8 protein-coding genes and 1 pseudogene are annotated in these 11,984 nt (G+C 65.6%); 6 read left to right on the top strand and 3 right to left on the bottom strand.

Features of this window, described 5'->3' with window-relative positions; genetic code table 11:
- Positions 1-44 precede the first annotated feature (44 nt).
- From fdhD to J2W36_RS00560, 3 genes are all read right to left on the bottom strand, one after another.
- Complete coding sequence (gene fdhD, locus J2W36_RS00570) at positions 45-917, bottom strand: formate dehydrogenase accessory sulfurtransferase FdhD (RefSeq protein ID WP_370869228.1); 873 nt, start codon at positions 915-917, stop codon at positions 45-47.
- Positions 901-3,219 (bottom strand): FdhF/YdeP family oxidoreductase, encoded by a 2,319-nt coding sequence (locus J2W36_RS00565; protein ID WP_307687707.1) that lies wholly within the window; start codon positions 3,217-3,219, stop codon positions 901-903. Before J2W36_RS00565 ends, fdhD begins: the two co-directional genes overlap by 17 nt.
- A gap of 81 nt (positions 3,220-3,300) precedes the next feature.
- Positions 3,301-3,714 carry a DUF3830 family protein gene (locus J2W36_RS00560; protein ID WP_307687706.1) on the bottom strand — a complete coding sequence of 138 codons (414 nt, stop codon included), beginning with the start codon at positions 3,712-3,714 and terminating at the stop codon, positions 3,301-3,303.
- Between the two features lie 244 nt (positions 3,715-3,958).
- On the opposite strand from J2W36_RS00560, the gene J2W36_RS00555 reads away from it, so the two are divergent.
- The 6 genes and pseudogenes from J2W36_RS00555 to J2W36_RS00535 all read left to right on the top strand — a co-directional run bounded on the left by J2W36_RS00555 (position 3,959) and on the right by J2W36_RS00535 (position 11,971).
- Positions 3,959-5,758, top strand: coding sequence for a ShlB/FhaC/HecB family hemolysin secretion/activation protein (locus J2W36_RS00555; protein ID WP_307687705.1), 1,800 nt, complete (start codon positions 3,959-3,961; stop codon positions 5,756-5,758).
- A 119-nt stretch (positions 5,759-5,877) separates the two neighbouring features.
- Positions 5,878-5,952: pseudogene (locus tag J2W36_RS26530) on the top strand (ESPR-type extended signal peptide-containing protein); the annotation flags it as partial.
- A gap of 34 nt (positions 5,953-5,986) precedes the next feature.
- Positions 5,987-7,132, top strand: a complete 1,146-nt coding sequence (locus J2W36_RS00550; protein WP_307687704.1) for a colicin E3/pyocin S6 family cytotoxin — start codon at positions 5,987-5,989, stop codon at positions 7,130-7,132.
- Positions 7,129-7,455: a hypothetical protein gene (locus J2W36_RS00545; RefSeq protein ID WP_307687703.1), complete on the top strand. Its 327-nt coding sequence runs from the start codon at positions 7,129-7,131 to the stop codon at positions 7,453-7,455. The genes J2W36_RS00550 and J2W36_RS00545 overlap by 4 nt, the downstream gene beginning before the upstream one ends.
- Before the next feature lie 3 nt (positions 7,456-7,458).
- Entirely contained in the window at positions 7,459-11,421 is a 3,963-nt protein-coding gene (locus J2W36_RS00540; protein ID WP_307687702.1) for a hemagglutinin repeat-containing protein, read from the top strand.
- A 352-nt stretch (positions 11,422-11,773) separates the two neighbouring features.
- Positions 11,774-11,971: a hypothetical protein gene (locus J2W36_RS00535; RefSeq protein ID WP_307687701.1), complete on the top strand. Its 198-nt coding sequence runs from the start codon at positions 11,774-11,776 to the stop codon at positions 11,969-11,971.
- Positions 11,972-11,984: the final 13 nt, after the last annotated feature.

Below are 11,984 nucleotides of genomic sequence, written 5' to 3'. Positions count from 1 at the left end.
CGTTTCCTTTCGGGGCGCGGGGCTTGCGGCAGCACGGTGTGCAATCAGGCGCCCCGCCCGGACGTGTAGCGCACCGCCTTGGGCGAGCGGCACATGCCCCACAGCCGCACGCCGGCCATCTCGGCCACGCGCACGCCCATGGCGGTCGGCGCGGAGATGGTGGCGAGCGCGGCGATGCCCACGCGGGCGCACTTGCGAACGAGCTCGTGGCTGCCACGGCTGGACAGCACGACGAAGCCCGGCGTGCCGAGCTGCCCCTGCGCGGCGAGCACGCCGATGAGCTTGTCGAGCGCGTTGTGGCGCCCCACGTCTTCGCGCACTTCGGTGAGCGCGCCGTCGAGCGTGGCCCAGCCCGCCGCGTGGATCGCGCCGGCCTCGGCGTTGAGCACCTGGCGCGCAGGCAGTGCGTCGAGCGCACGCAGCACGGTCGGCAGATCGACGCGGTCGATCCAGCCGTGCGCCGGCAGCGCCTCGGGCGTGAGCTCGAGGCCAGCGAAACTCTCCACGCCGCACACGCCACAGCCCGTGCGGCCCGACATGCTGCGGCGACGGCCCTTCAGCCGCTCGAAGGCGCGGGTGGAAATCTCCAGCCGCACCTCCACCGCATCGATGCCGCCGGGCAGGCCCGCGTCGGCGGCGCGCAGCGACTGCACGACGATGTCGCGGCAGTCGTGCGCCTGATCGAGGATGCCTTCGCTCAGCGCAAAGCCGAGCGCAAAATCGTCCAGGTCCTGCGGCGTGGCCATCATCACCGCATGGGAGATGCCGTTGAAGACCAGCGCTACCGGCACCTCGGCGGCCAGCGTGTCGGTGCGCGGCATGCCCTCGGCATGGGCCGCATCGAACGCGCGCACGGTCTGCGGCGACAGCGAGGGCAGCGTGAATGAAACGGAAGCGTCGTCAGTCAAGGGCGTCATTCCCCGAGTGTGCATCGATCGGCGCAGAGGGCACCAGCACGACCGGGATCGACTTCGAGGTGGGCGTGCCTGCATGAAGTGCGACCGCGGACAGCGGCACCAGCGCGTTGGTCTCGGGATAGTAAGCCGCGAGGTTGCCGCGCGGAATGCCGTAGGCCACGAGCTTGAAGCGGTCGGCGCGGCGCTGCTGGCCGTCGTCCCACACGGTCTGCAGGTCGACCCAGTCGCCATCCTTCATGCCCAGCGCCTGGATGTCGGCGGCATGGATGAACACGACACGGCGCTGGCCGAACACGCCACGGTAGCGATCGTCCTGCCCGTAGATGGTGGTGTTGTACTGATCGTGCGACCGCGTCGTCATGAGCGTGAAGACGACCGTGTCGCGCCGCAGCGCCCGCGCACGGTGCGACGGCGTGTCGCGCGGCACCGCGTGCACGAAGAAGTCGGCCTTGCCCGAAAGGGTGTTCCACACGCGTTCGCTCGCCGTGTTGCGCAGCCGAAAGCCCCCCGGCACCGCCACGCGCGCGTTGAAGTCCTTGAAGTCGTCGAACACGGCCTCGATCTTGTCGCGGATGCGTCCGTAGTCTTCGACCAGTTGCAGCCACGGCGTGCGGCTGCGCTCGCCGATGGTCGCGGCCGCCAGGCGCGCGACGATGGCGGGCTCCGACAGCAGGTGCGGCGAGGCCGGCGGATTGATGCCGCTGGACAGGTGCACCATGCTCATCGAGTCCTCCACCGTCACGCCTTGCACGCCGGTGGCCTGCATGTCGATTTCGGTGCGGCCCAGGCACGGCAGGATCAGCGCTTCGCGCCCATGCACGACATGGCTGCGGTTGAGCTTGGTCGTGACATGCACCGTCAGATCGCACTGGCGCAGCGCTTTCCAGGTTTCATGGGTGTCGGGCGTGGCCGCGGCAAAGTTGCCGCCCAGCGCGAAGAACACCCGGCCCTTGCCTTCGCGCATCGCGCGGATCGACTCCACCGTGTCCCAGCCCGGCGTGCGCGGCGGCTCGAACCCGAACACCTCGCCGAGCCGGTCGAGCAACGCAGCCGGCGGCTTTTCCCAGATGCCCATGGTGCGGTCGCCTTGGACGTTGCTGTGCCCGCGCACCGGACAGGGGCCGGCACCGGGCCGCCCGACGTTGCCGCGCAGCAGCAGCAGGTTGCCCAGCATCTGGATGGTCGCGACCGCGTCGCGGTGCTGCGTGATGCCCATGCCCCAGCAGACGATGGTGCGCTCGGCCGCCGCATACACGTCGCCCGCAGCGCGCAGTTGCGCCTCGGTCAGGCCCGATTCCTCCACCAGCCCGGCCCACGGTTCCGTGCGCAGGTCGGCCATGAGCGCGTCGAGGCCGCGCGTGTGCTCGGCGATGAAGGCCCGGTCGAACAGCCGCTCGCCCGCATCCTCGCGCTCGACGAGGTGCTTCATCATCCCCTTGACTGCTGCCAGGTCGCCGCCCACACGCAACTGGTAGTAGTGCGTGCTGATGTCGGTGGAGCCCAGGGTCGCCATCTCGCGCTTGTCCTGCGGGTCGGCAAAGCGTTCCAGGCCGCGCTCGCGCAGCGGGTTGAAGCTCACGATGCGCGCGCCGCGCTTGTGCGCGGCACGCAGTTCGCCAAGCATGCGCGGGTGGTTGGTGCCGGGGTTCTGGCCGAAGATGAAGACGGCGTCGGCCAGCTCGAAGTCTTGCAACGTCACCGTGCCCTTGCCCACGCCGAACTGCGCGCGCATGCCGCTGCCGCTGGGCTCGTGGCACATGTTCGAGCAGTCGGGGAAGTTGTTGGTGCCGTACTCGCGCACGAACAGCTGGTAGAGAAACGCCGCCTCGTTGCTGGCGCGCCCGGACGTGTAGAACACCGCCTGGTTCGGGTCGGGCAAGGCATTCAGGTGCCGGGCGACCAGTGCAAAGGCCGCATCCCATGCGATGGGCACGTACCTGTCGCTGGCCGCGTCGTAGACCATCGGGTGCGTGAGCCGACCCTGGTCTTCGAGCCAGAAATCGCTCTGGGCGGCGAGTTCTTCCACGGTGTGCCTGGCGAACAGTTCAGGGCCGGCGCGCCGTGCGGTGGCCTCGGCCGCCACGGCCTTGACGCCGTTCTCGCAGAATTCGAAGCTCGACGCATGGTTGCGGTCGGGCCAGGCGCAACCCGGGCAGTCGAAGCCGTCGGGCTGGTTGGCCGACAACAGCGTTCGGGCCCCCTTGACCGGAATGTCCTGGCGCAGCAGCGCCTGGGTGACGCTGCGCAACGCACCCCAACCACCGGCCGGGCCGGTGTAGCGCTCGATCTTCTGTTCTTTCATGCGGCAGTGTTGGGCACCGACGCGCACCTGTCCAATTGAATCGCGACATGCGGCGATTCAAGATGCGAATGACGGACGCCGTCAGTCCAGCAGTTCGAACACGACGTCCTGCGCACCTTCCCACAGCACCTTGCGGCCCAGCGCCGCCAGTTGCTCCTGGCCCTCGACGATGGTCAGGAAATGGTTGCCTGCGAGCTGGCCCATCTTGCTGGCGAAGCTGCACGAACCGTAGGCCCAGATGATCTCGGTTTCGCTGTAGCCGCCCGGATAGAACAGGATGTCGCCGCGCGACGGATGGGCGGTGTGATTCTCGAAATCGACGCCCAGCTTCCAGTCGCCCAGCGGCACCCAGACGCCCTCGCCGCTCCAGCGGACGTGGATGATCTTCTGGCGATAAGGCAGCAGCTTGAGGAAGGCAGCGACGGTGAGCGGCGCGTCGGGATGGGTTTCGGCCACGAAGCGAAGGCCAGCGGCAGTGATTTGTAGACGTGACATCGCTGAATTGTCGCGGATGCCGACATCTTGCTCGCGAAGTCGGGCGCCATGCTGTGGGCACATGGCGCGGTCTGCTCCACATAGAGTTACGAATCGTCTTTTTTCACCCACTTAGAAGCTGCGGCATCTTTCACACAAACGCCGTCAATTTGCCCAGCTTCAAGCTTCGGCCACATTCATTGACGTTTGAAGCCCGAGTCCGTCGCCAGAATCCCCGCCTCAAGAGCAGGTACAGGGAGGAGCAATGTCGAACAGACAGGCGGTGGGGCGTGGAGCCCAAGGGCGGACGCATGCACGGCGAGCGGCACTGCGCCCGTGTGCTGTCGCCGCAATCTGGCTGTGCGCGACCCACGGCGTCTGGGCGCAGGCCAATGCCTCGGCACCGCGGGCCTTCGGGCCCTTCGTCGATGAACAGCGACAGCAGGAGCGTGAACGCGCACTGCGCCAACAGCAGGAACCCAGGGTCGACGCCCGCCTGCCGGCGCCAGCAGGGCTCCTGGCGAACCGCTTGCCCGAGGCCGAGACGCCCTGCTTTCAGATCGACCGGCTGATACTCGCGGGTGAACGCGCCGAAGACTTCGAGTGGGCGCTGTCCGCCGCCGGCGAAGTCGCTGCCGCCGGCGGGGGCACCGAGGCGCCATTGGGCCGCTGCCTGGGCACCGCGGGCGTCAACATCGTTCTGGCCCGCGTGCAGCAGGCGCTCATTGGCCGCGGCTGGGTCACCACCCGGGTGCTCGCGGCACCACAGGACCTCGCCTCAGGCACGCTGACCCTCACGCTCGTGCCCGGGCGCATCGCGGCCATCCGCTTCGCCGAGGGTTCGAACGCCACCACCGACCTGCGCAACGCCATTGCCGCGCGGCCGGGCGATCTGCTCAACCTGCGCGACATCGAACAGGCACTGGAGAATTTCAAGCGCCTGCCCACGGCCGACGCCGACATCCAGATCGAGCCCTCCACCGCCGCGGGCGCGCACCCTGGCGACAGCGACCTGGTCGTCAAGTACACGCGCAAGTCGCCGCTGCGCACCACCCTGAGCCTGGACGACAGCGGCACCGAGACCACCGGCCGCACCCAGGCTGGCCTGACCCTCGCCTGGGACGGCCCACTCGGCCTGAACGACCTGGCCTATGTCAGCCTGAACCACGACGCCTTCAACCACAGCGGCCAGGGCACCAGCGGCCAGACGCTGCACTACTCGATTCCCTACGGCGACTGGCTGCTGGGCGCGACAGCCAGCCAGAACAGGTATCACCAGTCGGTCGCTGGCTATTTGCAGAGCTACGTCTACAGCGGTGAATCACGCAACGCAGAGCTGCGCCTGTCGCGGCTGATCTACCGTGACCAGCAGCGCAAGACCACCGTGTCGCTGCGCGGCTTTCGGCGTGCGTCGAACAGTTTCGTTGAAGACACCGAGATCGGCGTGCAGCGCCGCGTGGTCGGTGGCTGGGAGCTGGGGATGAACCACCGGGAGTTCTTTGACGTCTTCGGCAACGGGGCGACGCTGGACGCCAACCTGCAGTACCGCCGCGGCACCGGCGCCTTCGGCGCGCTGCCAGCCCCCGAGGAAGGCTTCGACGAAGGCACCTCGCGCATGCGCATGTTCACCGCCGATGCCAGCCTGAACCTGCCCTTTGCGGCGGGCGGCCAGAGGCTGCGCTACATCGCGCTGTGGCGCGCGCAATGGAACCGCACGCCGCTCACGCCGCAGGACCGCTTTTCCATCGGCGGACGCTACACGGTGCGCGGCTTCGACGGCGAAAGCAGCCTGATGGGCGACCGCGGCTGGCTCGTGCGCAACGACCTGGGCTGGGCGCTGGGCCAGACCGGTGCCGAGCTGTACGCGGGGCTGGACTACGGCGCGATCGGCGGGCCATCGGCCGGTCTCATGTACGGGCGCCATCTGATGGGCGGTGCGATCGGCGTGCGAGGCGCCGTTCAAGGCCTGAGCTACGACCTCTTCATCGGAGTGCCCATCAGCAAACCCGAGGGCTATCGCACCGCGAAGACCACTGCGGGTTTCAACCTGAATTACAGCTTTTGACATGACAAATACTGCGCGTCGCTACGTTTCATTCGGCTCCGTTCTGGCCGCAGTTCTCGTGCTCGCGCGCATCGAACTCACGCGAACTCCATCGTGATGAATAGCAGGGAGAAAAAACAATGAACAAGCACCTCTACCGAATCGTCTTCAACGCCGCGCGCGGGATGCGCATGGTGGTGCAGGAGACGGCCCGAAGCACCGGCCGTGGCGCGCGCAAGGCGACCCGCGGTGGCGCAGGCGCAGGCAGCGCCGCGGTCAGACCAGGCGGTCGATGGGGGCAAGAACGGCTTCACGACGGGCAGCCTGAAGATGAGCGATGTGGTCAACGTCGATACGTTCAATGCGTCGGGCTACAGCGTCGCGGCGGGCTACAACAGCACATCGTCGATCGGCGCCGGAAAGGCGAGCAGCGGGAGCACGAGCATCACGCCATCGGGCATTTCGGGCGCTGCAGGCAACGCACATGTGCGCACCGGAGACGGCAGCAACGGGCTGAGGCCGAGTTGGGCGGCCGGCGAGCTTCTGAAAGACGTGAATGCGCAGGTGCGAATCACGTCCACAGCGACCGGCATCTTGGTGGAGATGACGCCGCAGCTTGTTGAGAAAATCAATGCCCTGCTGGCTGGAGGCAATGCATCCGGACGAATGGCGCCGAACGAGATCGATCGGGCACGTAGCGAGTTCGACCGGTTGCAGAACGACCTCAGCCTGACGCCCGAGCAGAAGCAGCAGCTTCAAAACCTTCAGAGCTTCTTCACTGCTGCCGTCGGTATTGGGCAGGATTACTTTGGCACACCGGGTGGCGCTGACACGGTCGTCGGCGGGGGAGGCAGCGCGAACACGTCGGTCGTGTTCCCACTGGCTGGCATAGGAGCAACGGGTGGGGGCGCAGCCGCAGGGGCCGCTGTCGCAGGGGGCAACAGTGCTTCGAGTGCAGATCAGGGTTATCGTGACCCTAAGAGTGGACAGTGGGTGGGAGGATCGCCGCCGTTGATGCTCCCAGGGCTTCCCAGCCTAGATGATCTCGTCGTCAGCAATCCGGTGCTGGGTCCAATATACCGAGCCTATCAGGCAATGGCGCAACTGGGGGCGGCTTCCAAGCCAAATCAAGCAAACACAGCTACGCTGACGCTCAATGAGGGAAAAAACTCTAATCCCTCAAAACAAGATAGTCCCGTTTGGGCAGATCTTGATAACGCTGGCAATGGGAGAAAAACGTCTGGCAGTGGGTCGGGGAAGCGATACTATGAATGGGACTATACACACAATGATATCGAACAATACGATCGACGTGGAAACCATTTGGGCTCGATAGATCCGGTCACGGGTGAGCTTTACAAGCCACCAGTCCCCGGAAGGCGCATTAAGCTATGAAAAATCTAGACATATTGAATGAAGTCCATCATGGCTCGCTAAATGAAGACGAAGCTGATTTAATTTTTGATTCAATAATTGAGTCAGAGTTTTCAGCAGAAGTTGCGAGCTTGCTGAATCTGACCCGGCATGAGTGGACGGCGAAAGCGCAAGGTGCAAATTGGCGTACATTGGCAAGCTGGAGATACTCCGGTTGGCCAGAAAATTGCGCACGCTGCGGGAAAAAATTGAATTACCTAGACTTTGGTTGGTGGGTCATTTCTGAAGGGGAGACTCAGATACTCAAACACATTAAATGCCCAAAGGTTATTGAAAACATCTGACCTATGTATAGGGCGGCCACGCTCACCAGCGACATCGTCTGGATGCAGACCCAGACCGTCACCCTGCCCGACGGCAGCACGCAGGACGTGCTGGTGCCCAAGGTGTACGTCGCGCAGACGGGCCCCAACGCCGTCAAGCCCGGCGGCGCGCTCATCACCGGCGACGACATCCGCATCGAGGCGGGGAACATCGTCAACCGGGGCGGCACCCTCGGCGGTGCGAACACGCAGCGCGCGGTGCTCGTGGCCAGCGCGGACATCGTCAACCAGGGCGGCGTGATCCAGGCGGACGCGGTGGGCCTGAAGGCGGGGGGCGACATCCTCAACCAAACACTGACGAAGACGCAGACCTACGGGCAGAACGACGCCCAGGTCATGGCCGCCGGGCGCATCACCAGCCTGTCGAACGTCGGCCGCATCCAAGCGGGCAACGCGCTGGTCATCGACGCGGGGCGCGACGTGGTCGACACCGCCGGGCGGATCGGCTCGGGCGGCACGGCCAGCATCGGGGCTGGCCGCGACTTGAAGTTCGACAGCCTGGCGACCGGCAGCAGCTATCAGGCGCAGATCGGCGCATCGAGCATGCTGCGCGAGGACACGCAGGCGAACGTCGGTCAGGTGACGGTGGGCAAGGACCTGCAGATCGTGGCCGGTCGCGACCTGAAGCTCGAAGGTACGCAGGCGAGCTCGGGCGGCACCGCCCTCCTCCGCGCAGGCGGCGACCTGAGCCTTGAAGCAGCCACCAGCGGCCAGGCGAGCGACCAGCGCAGCGATCCCGTCGGGACGCAATACCGGCAGACACGCAGCCAGACGACGGTGCAGGGAGCGAGCGTGAAGGCCGGGGGTGACCTGACGGCCAATGCGGGGACGCAGGAGGCGGGCAACCTGACGGTGACCGGGAGCCAGCTGGACGCCAAGGGCGCGACCGCCCTCGGCGCGAGCCGCGATATCGTGATCGATACGACCCGTCAGACCCAGGCATCGGACGACTTCACCCATAGCAATCGCAATGGCTTCCTGTCGAAGAAGTCGACGACCGACAGCGAAACGCGAGGCAGCGACGTGGCGGCGGGTAGCTCGGTCGGCGGCAAGACGGTCATGTTGTCTTCAGGCCGTGACCTCCAAGTCACCGGCAGCGAAATCATCGCCGACCAGGGCACCACGCTGATGGCCAAGAACAACATCGCCATTGAAGCGGCGACGAACACCTTCACGCAGAGCCAGTTCCATGAGGAGAAGAAATCCGGTCTCATGGGCAGCGGCGGCATCGGCGTGACCATCGGCAGCCGTGCGCAAAGCGAAGACCAGAAATCGGCCAGCACCACCGCATCAGCGAGCACCATCGGCGCCATCGCGGGCAACGTCACCATGGTCGCTGGCAACACGTACCGGCAGGTGGGCAGCGACGTGCTCGCGCCCGGCGGGGACGTCGGCATCCTGGCCAAGAACGTCGACATCGTCGAGGCGCGCGAGACCTACCGGAGCGACACCGAACAAAAGCAACGCTCCGGCGGGCTGACGATTGCGCCGACGGCGCCCGTTCTCACCGCCGCACAGGGCGTCGCAAGCACGGCACGCGCCGTCGGCCAGACCGGCAATGCCCGCGCGCAAGCCTTGGGCGCCGCCAGCGTGGCAATGGGCGCCAAGAGCGTGGTGGACACCGTCGCGCAAAGCCCGAGCCAGGCGGCCGGCATCAACCTGTCGATCAGCATTGGCAGCAGCCGCAACCAGAGCAACAGCACCGAGCACAGCGACGCTGCACGCGGCAGCACTGTGGTGGGCGGCGGTAACGTGGTGATCGCGGCGACAGGTGCGGGCACCGACAGCAACCTCACCGTCCAGGGCGGCGACATCCGTGCGGGGCAAGGTGTCACCCTGCTGGCGGACAACCAGATCAGCCTGCTGGCAGCGCAGAACGACTGGGACCAACACAGCACCAACAAAGGCAGCGCGGCGAGCCTCGGCGTGAGCTTCGGCACCAGCGGCTTCCTCGTCAACGCAAGTGCCAGTCAGAGCAAGGGCCGCTCCGACGGCACCGAGACGCTGTACACGAACACCCACGTGACGGCCGGCGACAAAGCCACGCTGGTGAGCGGGGGCGACACAACGCTGCGGGGGGCGGTGGTGGCGGCGAACGCGGTCAAGGCCGATGTGGGCGGCGACCTGCGCATCGAAAGCCTGCAGGACCGCGCCAAGTCCGACAGCAAGCAGCAGAGCGCGGGCGGCGCTGTCAGCGTGGGCGCAGGCGTGTGGAGTGCCAGCGTCAGCGCCAGCAGCGCCAAGGCCAGTGGCGAGTATGCGAGCGTGACCGAACGGTCGGGCATCAAGGCCGGCGATGGCGGCTTCGATGTGAACGTCCAAGGCGATACCGACCTCAAGGGCGGCGTCATCAGCAGCACGCAGGCGGCCATCGACGGGAAGATGAACAGCTTCCAGACCGCCAGCATCGCGACCAGCGACATCGTGAACCGAGACACCTACAAAGCCAGCGGTGCGACCCTGGGCGTGGGCCTCTCGGGCGGCAGCGACAAGAACGGCTACGCCCTGCCGACCCGAACCGGAGGCAGCGCTGGTGCCGGCAAGGCGTCGGGCCATGAGACAAGCGTGACCCGATCGGGCATTAGCGGCATTGCCGGTGACGAGGCGGTGCGCACCGACACCGACAGCACCCATGCACTCGCGAAGACCTGGAACACCGACACCCTGGTCAAGGATGTGCAGGCGCAGGCGCAGATCACGCAGGGGTTCGGCGCGAATGCCAGCAAGGCCGTGGGGGACTATGCGGGCGACAAGGCCGCAGAGCTGCGGCGCGAAGGCAAGGAGGAAGAAGCCAAGGCGTGGGACGAAGGCGGCACGAACCGCAGCCTGGCCCACGCGCTGCTCGGCGGGCTCACCGGTGGCATGCAAGGTGCGGCAGGAGCTGGCTTCGCAGCGCTTGCGGCGCCGGCCATCAGCGACCTGACCAAAGACCTGCCCGACTCGGTGAAAGGGGCGGTGGGTGCGGGTCTGGCAGCTGGCCTTGGCGCATCGGTTGGAGGCTCTGGCGGAGCAGCGGCAGGGCTCAACGAAGACTTGAACAACAGGCAGTTGCATCAACGCGAATATGACTACGCGAAGAAGAATGCAAAGCTCGTTGCCAAGAAGCTCGGCATCAGCGAAAGCGATGCCGAGGGGCGTATCGTCGCGGAGATGCTCCGGAATTCGGACAAGGACACCGCGGAAGGCACCGGCGGCGTTCACGACTACGAAGTACGAGGCGTCATCGGCTGCCAGAACCTCAACTGCAACGCCTCGAAAACCGATCCGAACTATGCGAACGCGGACTTCAACAGCCAATACATCAGCGGCAACCAAGAAGGCTATGACCGAGGGCTTGGGCAACTGCCAACCGGCAAGACCTACAACCAACTGGTGGCAAGCAACATCCAAAACGATCCAGTCGGCGCCACGGTGGCCGGGGCGGGGATGGTTGGGCTGGGGTACCTGATGGGTGGCGCTGGCGCAGCAACAGGAGTGAAGGTGTTTGGAGCGGGCGTGGGGGCGCTCGCCAACTATGCATTTCAGTCTGGAGGGCAGCCCACCGATTGGCTCGATGTGGGCATAGCAGGCGGCACTGGCTTCTTGACATCCGGCTTGGGCTTAGGCTCGTCCGTCATGATCAACACGGGTGGATCGGTGCTCGGTTCAGGGATCAAGGGCGAGAACCCGAATGCAGGGATGGGGGCTGCAGCCGTCGGAACCGTGGTGGGTTACGGGCTTGGCGCTGGCGTGCAGGGCGGGGTTCAAAGGGCAGTTGATCCACAGAATTGGTATCGTCCTCAGTGGATTGACATGGGAATGGGGATGTCTCGTCCGAATACGCCTAGTGCGATTCCAGGCGCACTAGGGAATGTCGGATCGAGCTTGGTGCAGGAGAGATTCGGCAACGAGATCAAGAACGCCATAGGTCAGAGGCAAGGCAAATGAACATGGGTGGCTCCTTTTGGCTGAAACGGTTCGCTCTCTCAGCCCTGATCTCCGGGCTCACAATCGTTTTCATGGTCATTGCCAACGAAGTGCTCTTGCTGCCCCTACTTCGATGGATTTTTTTGAATAGATGGCGCTGGTCTGCTCCGAGGGAATGGCTGCAGTTCGTGGTCTTGGGTGCGATAGTTGGCGTCATCGCCGGGGCGTTTTTCACGACCCATGCATGGTTGACTGAAACACGCTCCTCCATGCTGCGAAGAATCATCACCACGGTAGCTGTCGTGACCACATGCATTGCAATCGTCGTCTTCGCGCGAGAGTACCTGGGCCGGGTGCTTCCAGGTTAGTGGCAGTGGGCGCGCAGGTCACGGCGGCCGGGAACATCACGAGCCTGTCGAACGTGGCGCGCATCGTGGCGAAGGACCGATTGGTGATCGACGCGGGGCGCGACGTGGTCAATACCGCCGGGCGGATCGGCTCGGGCGGCACGGGCTTCATCGGGGCTGGCCGCGACGTGAAGTTCGACAGCTTTGCGACCGCGAGCAGCTAACAGGCGCAGATCG

Source organism: Variovorax ginsengisoli (assembly GCF_030811835.1).
Lineage (GTDB): Bacteria > Pseudomonadota > Gammaproteobacteria > Burkholderiales > Burkholderiaceae_C > Variovorax > Variovorax ginsengisoli_C.
Note: the sequence above shows the minus strand (reverse complement) of the source record. Positions and strands in the feature narration are given on the sequence as shown.

Bases quoted from the DNA above. Each gene is read 5' to 3' on its own strand.
- fdhD (WP_370869228.1), bottom strand. From the start codon at position 917: ATGACGCCCTTGACTGACGACGCTTCCGTTTCATTCACGCTGCCCTCG.
- J2W36_RS00565 (WP_307687707.1), bottom strand. From the start codon at position 3,219: ATGAAAGAACAGAAGATCGAGCGCTACACCGGCCCGGCCGGTGGTTGG.
- J2W36_RS00560 (WP_307687706.1), bottom strand. From the start codon at position 3,714: ATGTCACGTCTACAAATCACTGCCGCTGGCCTTCGCTTCGTGGCCGAA.
- J2W36_RS00555 (WP_307687705.1), top strand. From the start codon at position 3,959: ATGTCGAACAGACAGGCGGTGGGGCGTGGAGCCCAAGGGCGGACGCAT.
- J2W36_RS00545 (WP_307687703.1), top strand. From the start codon at position 7,129: ATGAAAAATCTAGACATATTGAATGAAGTCCATCATGGCTCGCTAAAT.
- J2W36_RS00540 (WP_307687702.1), top strand. From the start codon at position 7,459: ATGTATAGGGCGGCCACGCTCACCAGCGACATCGTCTGGATGCAGACC.